Source organism: Gordonia rubripertincta, assembly GCF_038024875.1.
GTDB classification, from domain to species: domain Bacteria; phylum Actinomycetota; class Actinomycetes; order Mycobacteriales; family Mycobacteriaceae; genus Gordonia; species Gordonia rubripertincta.
The window spans coordinates 2287060-2305086 of sequence record NZ_CP136136.1 but is presented as its reverse complement, the minus strand read 5'-3'; the positions used below and the strand labels follow the sequence as shown (position 1 = coordinate 2305086).

Sequence of the window (18027 nt, the reverse complement as noted above, 5' to 3'; positions counted from 1 at the left end):
TCACTCTCGCGGCCCGCACGCGGGCACGGTCACTCTCGCGGCCCGCACGCGGGCACGGTCACTCTCGCGGCCCGCACGCGGGCACGTCGACGGTGACGGTCGGGTCGTCGACCAGCGGCTGCACCGGGACCTCGGCCTCGCCCGCCGCGGCGGTCGGCTCGTCGATCTTCAGCGTGATCGTCGCGCTCCGTCCCGGTGCGATGCCGACCCGGGTCGAGTAGTACGGCCGCCCGTGCAGGGTCTGTTCGACGTAGAAGGCGCCGGCGTCGTCGAGGGTCATCTCCTTGAGAACCGCACCCTTGGTGGCGAGGAACTCCACGTTGGCGAGGTTCGTGCCCTTGTCCACGGCCAGTTCGGTGCCGAGGCCACCGGCGACGTAGTCGGTGAGCCCGGTCGTCTCGTCGAGGGTGTTGGTCAGCGTGACGGTGATCGTGCTCGCCCGGGTGTCACCGCTGCAATCGCCTGAGGTGTAGTCGATCTCGCGACGGAGGTAGTAGTCGAGCTTGCTGCCCGACGCGTTGCCGATCGCCACCTGCAGATACGGCGAATCGGTGTCGGAGATCTGATGCCCGAGCTTGGTGGTCTCGAGGACCTCCTGCTCGGCAGGCGTGGTGCTGTAGACCATGATCCGGCGCTCGTGGACACCGCGTCCGAGCGCTTCGAGCAGGTCGCGGGTGCTCCCACCCGAGGTGATCAGTTTCTTGACCACAGCCTCAGAGATGGACTGCAAGTACACCTTTCGGGCCTCGTTGTCGTCGGCGAACCGCTGGTACGAGGTCGACAGCGTGATCGGTACGACGTTGTCGGCGGTGATCTTCTCCCCGCCGGGCAACGTCACCGGTCCGACGACCTCGAGGATGTACTTCAGCGCGATCGGGTCGAGGGCGATCGCACCGTCGAGCTTCTGGCCGGTCTGGGCGCGCCAGTTGGCCAGCCAGATCTTCGCCGCGTCCGGGAAGTGGGCACTGAGGTTTCCGTTGCGGAAGTCGGTGTAGGGCTTGTAGTAGGAATAGATCGCGTCGTACTCGGGCCCGAGGTTGATCTTCGGTGTCGCCGGGTCGCGGAACTCCGAGTTGGCACCGAGCCCGGGAACCGTCACCCGTCCGCCGGTCGCGTTGAGCAGCCCGAAACCGCCGACGAGGCCGCCGGTTCCGCGGGACTCCGACGGCGTCTGGAAAGCCATGAAGTAGTTGCGCGGCCCCTCCGAACCCAGCATCGGCGGGATGAGCCGGGCGGCGATGTCGGTGGCGACCAGGGTGGACTCGGCGGCATCGACCTGTTCGGCGAGTTGGGTTCTCGCATCGGCGACGACGCCGAGCCAGCTCGGGTCGATCGACGCGACCTCGTCGGCCACCTCGGTCGAGCGTCCGGCGACCTCGGCGAGGCCTGGCTGCGCCTCACGTAACAGCTTTAGGTTCACCGTGTTCCCGGTCCGGAGCTGATCCGGGTTCAGTACGCCGGCAAGCTCCGCGGCCGGGCGGAGCACGTCGGCGGACAGCGCCTCGACGGCGTCGCTCATCTGCTGCACCGACTTCAACGGCGATCCGAGCCCCGGGATCGCGGCCACCGCCGACCACACGATGCCGTGGGACCGGCCGGCGGCGGCCTGAGCGCTGTCGGCGGCCGCGGCGGCGGCCTGCGAGGCGCCGGCCTGATCACCGTCGAGCATCAGGGCCCGGGCCCGCGAGGCGTCGGAGCGGACCGACTCGAGGTCGCCCTTCACCTTCAGCGCCGAGTAGGCGAGCCAGGCGACGACCGCGGCAACGAGCACCACGATCAGAACGAGAATCTGGACCGCCCGGTTTCCGGCGATGCGGCGGGTCATCGGGTCTCCCCTGTCGTCTCGGTGATGCGTTGCGCCGCCAGCCACCTGGCGACCGTCTCGACCTTCGGCTCGATCTCGCCGAACACCAGGTCGAAGTCCTCACGCGGACGGCCCATCGGGTCGACGATGTCGAGGAGCGCCGAGTTGGGATCGATGCGTCCCCGCCCGGCCATGATCGCGGGGAGGGTGCAGTCCTCCTCCGGGGTACCGGTCTCCACGAGGAAGGCGAACTCGGTGAGGGTGAACACGCGCTTCCAGCGGGCGGGCGCCATCTGCTGGGCGGCCGCACGGTGCTCTCGGCTCATGCACAACACGAGGTCGGACTGCATCAGCATGGGCGGACGCAGGTAGCGGGACTCGAAGCCCGAAGCATCGTAGCCGTGTTCGGCGAGAACCGCGGCGGAGTGCGGGTGGATGGGCTGACCGTTGAGCGCGCCGGTGCCGGCACTGCTCGAGGTCACCGCGAGATCCGTCCCGTCGGCCCGCATGCGGTCGGCCAGCCCGGTCAGCACCCGTTCGCCGATCGGCGAGCGGCAGATGTTGCCCGTGCAGACGAACAGGATCGACAATCCCGCCGACGCCGCGTCCCGGTCGGATCCGGTCACCATTCCTCCTCGATTCTCCTGGCCAGCCGACGCATCACGTCGGGGTTGCCCAAGTGCGCGTGTGCCACTCCGGCGGGGATCACCTCTACCACCGGAGCCTGCGCCCCGACACCGGGCCGAACGGCCCGTGCCCAGCTCTCGACGTCCGGATTGTCCTCGGCGGCAACGTAGATGACCTTACCCACGGGCACCGGACCCAATTCGTAGGACCGCACCGCGGCGGCGAGGGTCCGGGAACGATCCTCGAACCGCCGTAATGTCTGTGGGTCATGGCGTTCGGCCGCGGCCCGGAGCGGATGATCCTCGCCGAGCAGCTCCTCGTCGGCCCCCTCGTGCAGGTCCCCGGGAGGCCGGGAGTCGAGCACCATCAGTACGTCGACCTCCTCGCCGGCCTCGACGAGTTGCCGGCTCATCTCGTGCGCGATGACACCACCCAGCGACCAGCCGACGAGGTGGTAGCGCCCGGACGGCTGGCGCCTGCGAACCGCCGAGACGTGCAGGGCCGCGATCTCGGTGAGGCTCGTGGGCAGGTCACGGTCGGCGACGACGAGCTCGGGCAGCTGGAGACCGTATGCGACAGCCGAATCCAGCGACGCGCCGAAGGCCCGGAACGGTTCGACGATCCCGGTGGCGGTGTGCACGCACCAGACCGTCGGGGTGCCGGACTCCGGAACGCCGGGTTCGGTGCCATCCGTGCGCGAGAGCGGCACGACGCGGTGGTCGACGCCGGTGCCCTCCCCCTCGGACGTGGCGTCGACGACGCGGGCCACCTCGGCCGGCGTGCGGTGGGTGAAGAGGTCTGCGACGTCCACGGTGACGGAAGTGTGCCGGGTGAGTTCGTCGCGCAACTGCACCAGGGCCAGGGAGTTGCCGCCCAGGGCGAAGAAGTCGTCGTCCATGCCGACGCCGTGTTCGCCCAGCACCGTCCGAAAGGCGTCGCGGACCGTTGTCTCCGTGCGGGTCTCGGGTTCGCGGGTCGATTCCGACCAGGTCGGCTCGGGCAGTCGTCGCTGATCGATCTTGCCCGCGCCACTCAGCGGCAGTTCGGCCAGTTCGACGATCCGGGCGGGCACCATGTGCCGCGGCAGCAACGATCGGCAGACGTCCGCGAGGCGGTCGGCGGGCACCGGCGAGACGACATAGGAGACGAGGGCCGGCCCGGCCGGCCCGGGCCGCAGCACGGTCACCGATCGGTCCGCTCCGGCGCGCAGGAGCACGGCGTCGATCTCGGCGGGCTCGACGCGCTGGCCGCGGATCTTCACCTGACGGTCGGCGCGACCCACGTAGATCAGTTCGCCGGTCTCGCGATCCCATCGCACGAGGTCGCCGGTCCGGTAGCGACGGCGCCCGTCGCTTCCGGCGACGAAGGTCGCGGCGGTCAGTGTCGGGTCGCCCAGATAGCCACGGGCGACGCCGGTTCCGCTGACATAGAGTTCGCCCACCACACCGGGCGGGACGTGCCGCAGTCGGGTGTCGAGGACCTCGGCCCCGATCCCGGGCCGCGGATGTCCCAGCCGCACCGGCTCGCCCGGGCGGTAGGTGCTGGCGGACACCGTCACCGTCGTCTCGGTGGGGCCGTAGATGTTGCGGACCTGCGCCCGTCCCGACCATGCCGCCGCGAGGTCGGCCGGGAGTGCCTCGCCGCCGATGTAGACCAGTCGCAACGAGCTGATCGACTGCGGTTGCATCGTTCGCATCACCGACGGGGTCGCGGTGAACACGCTGACCCGGGTGCGGTCGAGGAAATCGGCGAGTTCGCGTCCCCCGACCACCTCGGGCGGGACTACGACGAGCGTCGCACCCGAGGCCAGCGGCAGCAGCAGGTCGTGGAACGTCGCGTCGAAGCCGGGGCTGATCGCCATTCCCACCCGGTCACCGGATTCCACGTCGCCGAGCCCGGCGACACGATGCACGCCACGATGGGTGACGCCGACGACGTTGGGCACGCCGGTGGTGCCCGATGTCGTGATGACGTATGCCAGGGAGTCCGGCGAGACACGTGTGACCGGTTCCGGGACAACGGGTTCTACCGGCTGTGCGGGGATGTCGTCCGGGCCGATCGCCGTCGCCCGTGCTCCGACGACCACGTGCTCGATGCGCGCCGCCGGGTAGGTGACGTCGACGGGGACGCACACCCCGCCGATGCGGCTCACCGCCCAGATGGCGACCACCGATTCGATGGAGCGCGGGACGACCACAGCGACCGCGTCGCCCCCGCCGAGGCCGCGGGCACGGAGGGTGCGCGCCGTCTCCGACACCCAGGCATCGAGTTCGCGATAGGTGAGCGATCGCGTGCCGTCGGCGATCGCCGGACGGTCGCCGTGCGTCGCCACCGTCCCGGTGAACAGGTCGGCGAGCAGTGGTTCGGTCCCGGTCGGCGTGGCGGCATGTGCTCGGCCGGTGAGGAATTCGCGTTCGGCCGCGGTGAGAGGTTCGACGGTCGCGATCCGACGTGCGGGGTCGTCGGTGACCGCCGCGACGGCCGCCACCAGACGCTCACCCAGGCCGCGGATCACGCTCTCGTCGAACAGATCCCGCGCGTGGTGGAGTTGCAGCCGCCAGTTGCCGCCGGCCCGGACGGCGACGATGTGCACGTCGAACTCGCTGTGCGAATCCATGGCGGTACGCGGCGCGTCCGGGGTGACAGGACCCGGAGCGACGCCGGTGGAGTCGACCACCGAGAACGCGACCTGAACGAGCGGGTGGCGTCCGGGGATGCGCGGCGGATCGACGAGTGCGACGACGTCGTCGAAGGCGATGGCCGCGTGGTCGAGATCGGCGAGATCCGTGTCGCGAACGGCCTCGATGAGGCCGCCGACCGTCATGCCGGCGGTCAGCCGAGTACGCAGGACCACCGTCGAGATCAGCATGCCGACCGTGCCTGCGCTGTCCCCGTCGCGGCGCATGGAAGCCGGTGTCGCCACAGCGATGTCGTCGACGCCGGCCTGCGCCGCGAGGGCGAGTGTGGTCGCGGCGTGCAGGAGATGGAACTCGCTGGCCTGTGCGCGGCGGGCGGCCGTCGGGATGGACCGGGCGACGTCCTCGTCGATCGGGAACTCGATCACCGAGGTGCGCAGGTCGCGTGCGGACGGACGATGATCGGCGAGGTCGAGTTCACCGCTGTATCCGTCGAGGGCCTGCCGCCAATAGTCGGCCAGTTCGGTGCGCGCGCGCTGTTCCTCCGCCACCATTCGGCGCGCGAGCACATCGAAACCGACCGGTTCCCGGTCGAGGGGCTCGCCGGCCAGGAGCGCGGTGAGTTCCCGTTCGACGATGGCTGCGGATTCGCCGTCCATCGCGATGTGGTGGGCGACGAGCACCACCGCGACCGGGACGGTGTCGACGCCGTTCCCCGAGAGCAGCCAGATCCGCACGGGCGGCTCGCCGGCGAGATCGAAGGGTGTGGCGAACTCGTCGGCGATGGCCGTGCCGGTGAGCGCGGCCGAATCGAGATGTCGTACCGGCGGCCGCCATCCGTCGACGACCCGCTGCCGCGGACCGTCGGGCGTGGCCAGGTAGCGGGTGCGCAGCGCGGTGTGCCGGTCGACGAGTGCGTCCAGTGCGGCGGTCACCTCGGCCGTCGTGAGTCCCGGCGGGACACCGACGACGACGGGGACGGAGTAGATCGGGACCTGGCCCAGCATCTGGGCGCCCACCCACATCCGGCGTTGTGTCGGTGCAAGTGGGATCTCCGTGGCCCGGTCGTCCGGGAGGTCGACGCCGCGACCACGCGCGTCGGCGGGGACAGGCGCGACGTCGATGGCCAACGCGGCGACCGCGCCGGCGAGGTCGGCGGGTGTCGGGTGCTCGAACAGCACCCGCGTCGGCACCCGGATGCCGAGGTGACGGCCCAGGGCCGAGGTCACCCTGGTGGCCGACAGCGACGTGCCGCCGAGAGCGAAGAAGTCGGCGGATTCGGTGATCGCGTCCACCGGGACCTCGAGTACCTCGGCCATGATCGCGCGGGCCTGCGAGACGAGCTCGGGATCGGCGAGTTCCCGTTCGTACGCGGCGGATTCACCGGAATCGGGGGTGGCGATCTCGGCTGCGCCCACGGTCGAGGCGACGACCGGGAACGGTTTCCCGACGTCGCCCAGGCCGCGCAACAGGGTGGTGTAGTCGTCGAGCAGCAGCTGGGCCACCTCGTCCGGGACCTGCGCGGAGTGCACCAGGGTGACGTGTAGTTCGTCGTCGCTCTCGGCGAGGACCACCTCGATGTCGTACTTCGCGTCGACGGTGGACGTGGCCTCCGCGACCAAGGAGGCCACCGCACCGGCCAGCGGGACCTCCCCCGACGTCTGCGGGACGACCTCCTGGCTGACGAGCAGCACCGAGATCAGCGGGTCGCCACCGTGCCGGGTCGCGGGACGGACCGCCTGCACCACGTCCTCGTAGGGGATGTCGCCGTGTGCCAGCGCCGCCAATGCGACGTCGCGGACCTGTTCCACTGCCTCGCGGACCGTGGTGTCCGGCCGGAGGCGGGTGCGGAGCGCGACGGTGTTGACGAACATTCCCACGACCGACTCCCACTCGGGGGCGGAGCGTCCGTGCACCGGCACGCCGACCAGGACATCCCACTGCCCGGTCAGCTGACCGAGGGTCGCCGAGAGGGCTGCGTGCGCGACCTGGAAGACCGTGGCCGACAGCGCCTTCGCGACCTGATGGACCACGGGGGACGGCACGGAGGCACCGATACGACCGGTGACACCCGCGGCATCGGGCTCGCGATGACCGGGCAACCGGAGCGGTTCCGGGGCATCGGCGAGAGTCGCCGTCCAGTAACTGATCTGGCGCGCGAAAAGACTGTCTCGATCGCCGGCGTCACCGAGGCGGGCGATCTGCCACTGGGTGAAATCGGCGTAGGTGAACGCCTCGTCGGCTGCGACCGCCAGTCGCTCGCCGTCGTAGGCCCGCATCAGGTCGGCGAGCAGCACCCGGATGGACCAGCCGTCGATCGCGATGTGGTGGAGGACCGCCGCGAGGTGGAGGTCGGGATCGACGGTGGCGCCGTCAGACGTCTCCACCTCGAAGACGGCTACACGGAATCCGGGCTCGTTCTCGAGATCGAACGGTGCGCGCAGGTACTCCGCCACCTGTCGACGGAGCGCGGTCTCGACGTTCTCGTCACCGACCTCCACGAAACGGTGTGTCAGCACCGGGCTTCGGTGTTCGATCAACCGCTGGATCGGTCCGGCCGGCGAATCCGGGTACACCGTGCGGAGCACGGCGTGGGCGCCCACGACCTCGTCGATGGCCTTGCGCAGTCGGGCGAGGTCGACGCGACCGCGTATCCGCATCACCACGGGCACGTGGTACGCCGTCGACGTCGGGTCGAAGTGATGATGAATCCACATGCGCCGCTGCGGATATGCCAGTGGCAGCGGGTCGGGAACGGGTAGTCTCGCCGGAGCCGGCAGCAGTGCCGCCCCGCGTCCGGAGGTCGGTGGGATCAGATCGTCGACGCGGCGGGCCAGTTCGGCGATCGTCCGCGCCTCGAACAGCAGCCGAGCCGCGACGTCGGCACCGGTGGACGCGGAGAGCCTCGAGGTGACCTGTGTCGCCGACAGGGACGTGCCGCCGTCGGCGAAGAAATCCGAATCGGCATCGAAGCTCGCCACGGGGCGGTCGAGGACCTCGGCCCACACCGACGCGATGAGCGATTCCGTCTCCCCCGCCGGCGCGCGACCGGCCGTCGCCGGACCACGGTCACCGGTCGCGCCGAAATCCGGTACGGGCAGGGATGTCACGTCGATCTTGCCGTTGCGTCCGATCGGCAGTTCGTCGACCTCGACGAATGCACCGGGGATCATGGTGCGCGGCAGCACATGTGCCAACTGCGGGGCCAGGTCGTCGGTGCGCAGCACGGCACCGGGCTCGCCGACCACCCAGGAGACGAGGATCTTCTCGCCCGCGGCGGTGGCACGGGCCGCGGTGACCGAGGTGGCGATGCCGGGCAGCCGGGACAGCGCCGCATCGATCTCGGCGGGTTCGAGCCGCACGCCGCGGATCTTGACCTGGTCGTCGGTGCGGCCGTGGATCACGTAGGTGCCGTCGCCGCGCCGGTGGACCAGATCCCCGGTGCGGTACATGCGCTCGCCGTGGGGACCGGCGACGAAGGCGGTCGCGGTCGTGCGCGGGTCGCCGAGATACCCACGGGCCAGACAGTTCCCGGAGAGGTAGAGCTCCCCCACGGTGTGGTCGGGAACAGGACGCAGCCTCGGATCGAGGACGTGCATGGTCACACCGTCGAGCGGGCGGCCGATGTGCACGGCACCGGTGACCGGGCCGGTGTAGCGCGCACTGCTGACCGCGACAGTCGCCTCGGTGGGACCGTATTCGTTGCTGAGCGTCGCGGTGCGGGTCCACTCCCGGACGAGTCCCGCGCCGAGCGGTTCGCCTCCCACCGCGACGTGCCGGACGCCTGGCAGGTCGCCGGGTCGCAGGGTGGCCAGCACCGAGGGGGTGGTGAGGAGAACGGTCACGCCGGCGTCGTGGACGAGGTCGGCGAGCTCGTCGGCCGCGATGACGTCCGCCGGGCACATGATCACCGTCGCACCGGCGATACGCGGCGGCAGAACACCCATCAGGTGGGCGTCGAAACCGGTTGCGTACGTGTGCAGCACACGGTCTACCGAGGTCAGACCCAGCCGTCGAACGGTGTCGCGAGCCCACCCGGCGAGACCGCGATGGGTGACCGCGACACCCTTCGGCACACCGGTCGTCCCGGAGGTGAAGGTGATGTAGGCGACGTCGTCCGGCGTCACCGCCCGCACTCGCTCCGCGTCGTCGAAGGGCGTTGTCACCGCGGGCAACTCGGCGAACAGGGCGTCGAGGGCGAGCACCTCGGCCCCGATCCCTCCGGTGTCGGTCCCACTCAAGCCGAGGACCAGGGCCGGCCGGCACCGCGCGAGGATCAGGTTCCGGCGCTCGACCGGATCGGCCGGGTCGATGTTCACGAAAGCCGCACCCGCGCGGGCGATCGCGGCGGTCGCCACGACGCCGAAGACGGACCGCGGGAGCAGTTCGACGACCACGTCCCCGGCGCCGATCCCCCGCTCGGCCAGCACCCGTGCCAGGTGCGTCGACAACCTCCCGAAGTCGCTCTCGGTGAGGTCGGCTCCGAATCCCGGGATGCGATGACGCGGATCGGTGATCACGACGTCGGTCGGCGATGCGGCGTCGTACGACGTGAGCAACGAGTCGAAGGTCTCCGGCTCGTACGTCGGCCGCGTCGCGTCCGCCCCGACTGTGGTCATGAGCGACCGAACCGGCTCGTCCGGCGCGAGCACGCCGCGGCGCAGGGTGTCCACGACCAGGTCGCACAGCGCTTCCAGCCGGCCCGCGGTCGCGACCGCATCGGTGCAGGACATCGTCACGTGCAGGACCCCGCCGTGCCGGTACATCGAGACATCGATGCCGAAGAGAGGTATCCCCAGAACCCCGGACGCCACGCTGTCGGTCGCGTCCGTGGGGAACTCGGCCTCCAGCCATTCGACGATCGCGTCCGGGACCGCGCCGAAGGACACCTCGAACAAGGGGGTTCCGGCGCCCGCCCGGCCAGGGTCGGCGATCTCGGAGATCTCGGTGAGCGGCAGATCGGCATGGGAGAAGGCGCCGAGGTCCACCGCCGTCACCTGCGACAGGAGTTCGGCAAAGGGAAGTTCCGGGTCGATCGGCGTGTGCAGCGGCACCGCCCGCGCGAAGAGGCCGGGCACTGCGACGACGCTCGGATCGAGCCGCCCCGACAGCGCGGTGCCGATGGTCACCACCCCGGCCCCCGACTGCGTGGCCAGGACTGCGGCCAGCGCGGTGTGGGTGGCGATGAACGGGGTCGTCGACCGGGCGACGGTCAGCTCGTCGAGGGACGCGGTGACCGTCGCGTCGAGGCGGCCGTGCGCACGGTGCACGATCGTCTCCCCCGGCGAGGCACCGGCTTCCGTCTGCAGATGCATCTCGGGCAGACGAAGCTGTTCGACGGGGCGGGTGAACGTCTCGCGCCAGAAGGCGGCGAGGCGCGCCCGCTGCGACTCGAGCATCTCGGCCCGCCACATCGAATAGCGCCGATAGTCGGGTCCGATCGCCGATAGGGCCCCACCGGTGAGGGCGGTGTCGAGTTCGCCGGCGAGGATCGCGAAGGATTCACCGTCGGCGGCGATGTGATGGACGACGCCGAGAAGCCAGGTGGCCCTGTCGATCTCGACGACCCGCACCCTCCAGGGAAGCGCGACGGACAGGTCGATCGGGGTGGCCATCGAGGCGAGCACCCCGGCGGGATCCGAGGCGGCCGGATACGTGGTGGCGGTGCGCGCGTCGTCCGGACCGAGTTGCCGTTGCAGGTGGTCGAGAACGTCGGCGGCGTCCCAGCGGTGCTGCACGGGGACCTCGTCGCGCATCGGGAATCCGGTGCACAGCGCGTCGTGCCGGGTCACGATCTCCGCGAGGACGCGACGCAGATCCCCCGGAGTGGCGTCGACCGGCAGCGCGAACGGCAGGAGGTAGCCGGTGAACCCGGGGTCTGTCCGCCACCGCAACCACACGTCCATCTGCTCCGGTGTGAGCGGAAGGTCCGCGGGGATCTCGCGGTTGTCGGACGACAGGGGCACCTGCGACGGGATGTGCTTAACTCGCGAACTCGCGAGTCGCGCACCGAGTTCCGCGACGGTCGGGTACTCGAAGATGTCGGCCACCTCGACGCGGTGGCCCATCCCGGCGAGCGTGGCGGCCAGACGTGCGGCCGAGAGCGACGTGCCACCGGCGGCGAAGAAGTTCGTCTCGGCGCCGAGGTGGCCGGCGTCCTCACCGATCACCGCACGGATCGCCGACACCACCGTCTCCTCGATCGGGCCGAGCGCCCGGCCGAGCGGCGGTGCCGTGTCGGTGATGCTCGCGAAGAGCTTGTCGCGGTCGATCTTTCCGGTGCTTGTCATGGGCCAGCCGTCGACGATCGTCACACGCGACGGCAGGGAATGCCCGGGCAGTCGCGCGGCGCAGCCGGCCAGGATCTCCGCCTCGTCGAGCCCGTCGAGGGCCTCGAAGTCGGCGAGGCCGTCCTCGGTCACGAAGGCGAGTAACTGTTCGTCGCCCGGCCGACGTCCCGGACGCACCAGGACACGGGCGTCTCCGACGCCCGGGATGTCGCGCAAGGTCGAGACGATCTCGCCCAGTTCCACACGGTGACCGCGGATCTGGACCTGATCGTCGTTGCGGCCCAGATAGGCGAGCCGGCCCGGGGCGACCTCGCGGACCCGGTCGCCGGTGCGGTACATCCGCCGGCCGCTCCCCGACGGGTCCGCGACGAACCGGGTCGCGGTGAGGCCGGGAGCATTGAGGTAGCCCAGAGCGACCTGGTCGCCGGCCAGATACAGTTCGCCGGCCGCCCCCGTCGGCACCGGCCGCAGGCGTCGGTCCAGGACCATCCACCCGACGCCGTCGAAGGGAGTGCCGATGATGCTGCGCTCGTCGTCGAGGTCGACGTCGGCGGCGGTCAGCACGACGGTCGTCTCGGTGATGCCGTACATGTTGACCAGGCGGGTATCCGGATGTGCGACGGCCCACGCGCGCAACGTGTTCGGTGCGAGGGTCTCACCGCTGAAGACGACGGCCCGCAGGGACGGAAGTGCCGGTGGCATAGAAGTACCTACGAGATCGACGATCCCGCTGAACGCGGTCGGGGTCTGCGAGAGGATCGTGATGCCGTGCCGCTCGATCGTCTCGGCGAGTGCCCGCGGGTCCCGGACCGTCGTCCGGTCGACCACGACGACGCTGCCGCCGGAGGCGAACGCACCGAGGATCTCCCAGACCGAGAAGTCGAAAGCGTAGGAGTGCACCCCAGGCCCAGACATCTCGCGGGGAGGCCTCGACGATGTCGAGTCCGGCACCCATCAGCGCGGCCACGTTCGGTCGGGTCACCACCACGGCCTTCGGCAACCCGGTGGAACCGGAGGTGTGGATGATGTAGGCGGCACCCGGCATCGGTTGTGCGCGTAGACGACCGGGCCCGTCGGACACCTCGAGCCGATTGTCGACGATCGCGGCCGGGGCGGTCCCGGCCAGGATCAGATCGATACGCGCCTGCGGGAGGTCCGGGTCGATCGGGACGTAGACCGCGTCGGCCAGGAGGGTCGCGACGATCGCGACCACGGTGTCGGCGTGACGGTCCATGAGCAGGGCCACGCGGTCGCCGGGGCGCACGTCGGAAGCCTGAAGACGCGTGGCGAGTGCGCGGGCCCGGTCGACGAGGGTCCGGTAGTCGAGCGTGACGTCGCCGTCGATGACAGCGGCTGCCTTGGGGTGTGCGTCGGCGTGGTGCAGGAGCGCCGGTATGGGATCGATGCAGTCGGTCCGGCGAGCGCCCGGGTCGGTGGCGGTTCCCGGTGACAGGCAGTCGGCGGCGGTCTCGTCCGGAGCCGCGGACCCCAGGACTGCGACGGCCTCGGCGAACCTGTCGAGGATTCGACGGGCCGCCGCCACGTCCACGCGCCGCTCGGCGACCGTCAGGGTGACCGACAACCCGTTCCCGTCGTCGATCACGGTGAATTCCAACGCAGTTCGGGCGTCGGGGGTCCGCAGAGTCTCACCGCCCGCGAAGACCGACGACGCGATGAGATCGGGTGCCGACGCGTGGTAGGCGAAGATGACGTCCGACAACCCGGTCGGACCGGAGTCCGCCAGCGAGACAGCGGTACCGAGGTCATTCCCGGTGACCGTGAGCGCGTCGGCGACAGTAGTCTCGCGGACGCCGGTCACGCGCACCGGCACCGTCTCGACGAACATGCCGACCGGGCGGAGCTCCTCACTGGTGAACCGGCCCGACACCGGCATCGACATCAGCACGTCGTCGGAATCGGTGAACTCGGCGAGGGTTGCCGAGAGCGCCACGCACAGAAGCGTGTTGACGGTGGTGCCGAACTCGCGCGCTCGTACCGCCGCGGCGTCGGCGATCGCACGGTCGATCCGTCGGCTCGTGTGGACCGCCGGCCCGGCGGTGAGCCCGGGTCCCGCCGGGCCGGCGAACGCGGGTTCGGGTAACGCGAGACGTTCCGGGGCACCCCTCAGGTACCGGGCCCAGAAGACCTCTGCTGCAGCCTTTGTGGTCGTCGATCCGGCGGTTCGCGCAGCGAGGACCGTACTGAAGGCAGCGGCCTCGGTCGCCCAGACGGGTTCCGCGCCCGCCGCGCGCGCGCGCACCGCGTGGGCGAAATCCTCGAGCACGATGTGCAGCGACCACTCGTCGACGGCGATGTGGTGGGCGACGAGGACCAGTTCGACGGCTTCTCGGGTCTCGTCGAGCACAGCACGCCACGGCACCTCGGTCCGCAGGTCGAACGGCGCGACCACCGCGAGGTCGACGCCCGCGCTGTCCAGGGTCGCGCTGGTGATCGGTGCGGCGGCAGCCGATTCCGCCGGGTCACGGACCTGCGCGACGGGTTGCCCGTCGGCCTCCGGGTACACGGTCCGCAAGGCCTCGTGGCGGGTGGCCACGTCGATGAGCGCCGATCGCACGGCGGCGGCGGAGATCTGTTCGGCGAGGGTGAGACGCACCGGCAGGTGATAGACCGTCGCGCGGGGGTCGGCGCGGTTGAGCAGCCAGATCTCCTGCTGGGCGCGGGTCGGCCGATACGTGACGACGCCGCCGGTGGCGGTCACCCGCCTCGGGACGGCCGCCTCGACGACCGCCGCGAGTTCGGCGAGCGTCGTGACCGCCGCCAGCTCACGCATGTTGACGACCACGCGCAGCGTGCTGCCCAGATGGGTGGCGAGTTGCATGAATCCCAGTGAGGTGGCGCCCAACCGGACGAGCTCGTCGTCCATCGACGGACGCGGGATCCCGAGTATCTCGGTCACCGCTTCGGCAACCGCCGACTCCGCCGGCGTCGACGGTGACCGGTAGGCCGTCTGCACCTCGGGCGTGGCCGCGATCAACCGTGCCGCCGCGCGACGGTCGAGGTTCCCGGTCGCGTCGACGGGCGATCGGTCGAGGATCACCACACGGCGGGGCCGGGTCGAGGCCGGCACCTCCTCGTCGACTCGCCGGCGGACCGCGGCCCGAACCCGCTGCCGGTCGACCTCCTCCGTATCGCACACGATGCCGACATCGAGGCTTTCCTCGGTCACCACCGAGACGGCGTATGCGACGCCGGCGATCAGTGCTGCCGCCCGGTCGAGCGCCGCGAGATCGATGCGCACACCGTCGAGGACCGCAACGTCCTCGGCGTGGTGGTCGATCACCAGCATGCCCGTGCCCGGGTCGACGTGGCCGCGATCTGGCGTGCGCAGCATCTGCACGCCCCGCTCCCACGGGCACGCGACGAAGACGGATGCGGTGCAGGACGGATCGTCGCCGATGGACGTGCCCACCTGTGGCCCGGTCACGTAGACGTCACCGGTGATCCCGGCCGGCACCGGTCGCAGGTGACGATCCAGGATGGCGATCCCGGTTCCGGGACGCGGAGTGCCACCGGGAGATCGGTGATCGACGGCGTCGGGGGCGATCCGGCGATTCATCGTCACCGGACCGAACGCCCCGCGCGGACAGTACGGCGCCGACACCTCGCGGCCGAAGGCGAGACGGACCAGGGCGGCAGGTGCTATACCCTCGCCGGCCACCAGGAGCGAGGTCATCGGCTCCCGCGCGCCGAGACCCAGGACGTCTCCCGGTGTCGCGATCACGTGGGTGACGTGTGCGGTGCCGGGAGCGGGTACAACGAGCCGGAGTCCGTGCGCGGCCGCAGCGATCATCTCCAGGTGAGCCGCGGCCGAGGCGGCGGGGGCGCCGAAGGACAGACGGCCGTAGCCGAGATCGATTGCGCCGTCGTCGAACAGCCCGGTCGCGATCAGCGCGGCAAGGGCCCGCTGGGGCACCGCGAGCATCGTCGGCGCGGACGCCGATCCGCTGACGGCGAGGTGACAGGCGGGGTCCCCCGGGGCGGGCGGCGTCATCGGCGCCGCCGAGGCCTCGAACCGGGCCAGGTCGTCGAGGGTCACCCGACGCGTACCGGGGCCAAGAGTGCCTTCGGGCTCCGCACTGCCCTCGGGCTCCGCGACGATGACCAGGTCCGGTCGGCCGATCCCGGCGAGTGGAGAAAGCCCGGTGCGTGCGGCGAGCGGATCGAGCAGCAGAACCGCGGCACCGCTCACGCCGACCGCCCACCAGGCGGTCAGCAGTTCGACGCCCGGCGGCAGGGCGATGGCCACCGTCGTCCCCGGCACGGCGCCGGCAGCTCGAAGTCGTGCAGCCAGATCGGTTGCGCGCCGATGGATCTGACCGAAGGTGAGCGGTCGGGTAGGAGGCTCGCCGATCACCGGCGAATGGACGTGTCGCGCGGCTGCGGCGGCGAGCGCCTCGGGAAGCGTCAACGGCCGGGATTCGAGGGCCGGACCGCGGGTCACCGTGACCTGATGCGCCAGCGGCAGATCGTCGACGCGGGTGTCCGGCCGCTCCAGCAGAGCACCGGCGAAGGTGCGCAGCATCGCGCGGAACTGCCGATGATGCTCGGCGACCTCGGCGTCGTCGTACCGGTTCGGGTTGGCCTCGACGCCGATCATGAGCACCGAATCCCGCTGCTCGCCGGCGACCGGGAAGATGTCCACCGACAGATCCTCGGCCGGTCCGACGGTGAGCACGTGGAAGGTGCCGCGCGCGTTGCCGCAGGGGAATTCGCGCTGGAACAGCATCAGATTGAGGAGCGGACCCGAACGTTCCTGGGCGGCGGTCCGCCGGACTCGTCCGCTGGTCTCGTCGGCGGCGACGTCGGCCCAGATGTCCTCGCCACGGTAGCGCTGATGTCGCAGTGCTCCGAGTAGTGCCGCCTGCGTCGTGGCCAACGCCTCGGCGACCGTCGCCTCGCCCTCGACGCCGGTACGCAGGGGAACGACGTTGGCGACCGGGAGAGGCGTCGCGCGCAGCGCAGCAGTGGTGCGGGCGGCGACCGGGAACTGAAAGATCACCTCGTCGCCGTCCGCGGCGGCCCGGGACAGGTAGGCCGAGAAGGCGGCGACGATGACGTTCGGCAGGATCGTCGAATGCACCTCGGCCGCGCGCCGGAGAGCGTCCATGGTCTCCGGGTCCACAGGTGCGACGATCCGCCGGGAGTGTGCCGCGGGCTCTCCGCGCCGATGCGCGAGCGACGCGGGAATCCCCACCCCCGCCATGGCCTCTCGCCAGTAGGCACGGTCGGTCTCGAACCGTCTCGATGCGCGGTATTCATCGTCGGCGCGTGCAGGCAGGTCCAGGTCGACCGGTCTGCCCGGCGGCGGGGTGCCGCCGGTGACCGCGGCATGGTAGGCGGCGATGGCCTCGACCATGCGATCCTTGCCACCCACACCGTCGGAGAGCATGTGGTGCCCGCGGTTGTAGACGAAGAACTTCTCGTCTCCGAGCCGGAACAGGCAGCCTCGAGCCGTGCGGTCGAAGCGAGGATCCAGCGGCCGGGCACAGTCCTCGCGCATGATGGCCTCGGCGGCCGCACGCGGATCGTCGCGGTCCCGGAGGTCGATCACATCGGCCCAGTAGTGCAGCGAGGGGTCGTAGACGCCCACGAGACCCTCGTCGGAGTCCTCGAACCGCAGCTGCGTGAACTGGGCCCGACGCACCACTTCGCTGGTGACCCGGAGAAAGAGTTCGACGTCGATCGGGCCGTCGATCTCGACATACTGTGCAATGTTGATCGGTACGTCGGGAGCCGCCTGCTGGGTGAACCACAGCGCTCGCTGCGCGGCACTGAGCCGGAATCGGCGGGCGATTCCGGCCCTCGGGGTCTCGGGCGGCGGGGTCGGGGCGTTCATCGTCGACCCGCCCGACACTCAGCCGGTCCGTGGGACCAGGGACTCATGGGGCACGCCGACCGTCTGATCCCCCCGGGCCGCGGAACGGTGCCGTCACCGAACCCTCGAACCCACAACTCCCCGAAAACAAATCAGCAAATCCAAGATTCTCGAAATAGCGTTCGGACCGCAGCACAGCGACGGACCGAACCGGCGTGATTCCTGGGTGAATCGACACCTCGGCAGAAATGGTCGTCGGTGGAATCGACACGTCGGAATTCAACACGGTGGAATTCAACGCCCTGCCTCACCACTCACCATGCGCCGTCCTCGTCACGTCCGACTGATATCACCTGTACGCCGGAACCGGCCGTAACCACCGACACGCCGGTTCTCGCCGGCACCGTCTTCTTCAGCAACCGCCTGACCCGGAAATATCGTCGCCGAACGCTGCCTCCGGTGGCATCGTCCGAGCGTACGGGCACCGGAATGACGACGGTCACACCAGTGTGCCCGGGCGAATACCGTTCAGCGCGGCACGGATACCCATGAGCCTATGGGACGGGTTGATGCCTCACAACTCGGGGGACGCTTATCGGACCGACGGCCGAATGAATACCGGAGAATTCATCGGGCGGCGGTCAGGTGAACAGGCGAAATCGAATTCGACATTTCGCTTGGTTCACTTTCTCTCAAGCATCACTAACTGTTGCGAAAATCGGGCAGGACTCTGTCCACCACTCGAAGGACATCAAGCGAAGACCCGGTTCGAGCCACTCTTTACCGCGGCCGGGGAGTCCGTCGTCACCGCCGCTCGAATATGCACTCGTGATC

3 protein-coding genes and 1 pseudogene are annotated in these 18027 nt (G+C 70.3%); all 4 read right to left on the bottom strand.

Annotated elements, in window-relative coordinates; all coding sequences use genetic code 11:
- Window positions 1–58: 58 nt before the first annotated feature.
- Window positions 59–1825 carry a DUF4012 domain-containing protein gene (locus RVF83_RS10435; RefSeq protein WP_005199608.1) on the bottom strand — a complete coding sequence of 589 codons (1767 nt, stop codon included), beginning with the start codon at window positions 1823–1825 and terminating at the stop codon, window positions 59–61.
- On the bottom strand, window positions 1822–2433 hold the full coding sequence (locus RVF83_RS10430) for a low molecular weight protein-tyrosine-phosphatase (RefSeq protein WP_005199607.1): 612 nt from the start codon (window positions 2431–2433) through the stop codon (window positions 1822–1824). Before RVF83_RS10430 ends, RVF83_RS10435 begins: the two co-directional genes overlap by 4 nt.
- Window positions 2427–12257: an amino acid adenylation domain-containing protein gene (locus RVF83_RS10425; RefSeq protein WP_341262018.1), complete on the bottom strand. Its 9831-nt coding sequence runs from the start codon at window positions 12255–12257 to the stop codon at window positions 2427–2429. Before RVF83_RS10425 ends, RVF83_RS10430 begins: the two co-directional genes overlap by 7 nt.
- 61 nt (window positions 12258–12318) lie before the next feature.
- Window positions 12319–17214: pseudogene (locus RVF83_RS10420) on the bottom strand (condensation domain-containing protein); the annotation flags it as partial.
- Between the last annotated feature and the right edge of the window lie 813 nt (window positions 17215–18027).

Bases quoted from the DNA above. Each gene is read 5' to 3' on its own strand.
- RVF83_RS10435 (WP_005199608.1), bottom strand. From the start codon at position 1,825: ATGACCCGCCGCATCGCCGGAAACCGGGCGGTCCAGATTCTCGTTCTG.
- RVF83_RS10430 (WP_005199607.1), bottom strand. From the start codon at position 2,433: ATGGTGACCGGATCCGACCGGGACGCGGCGTCGGCGGGATTGTCGATC.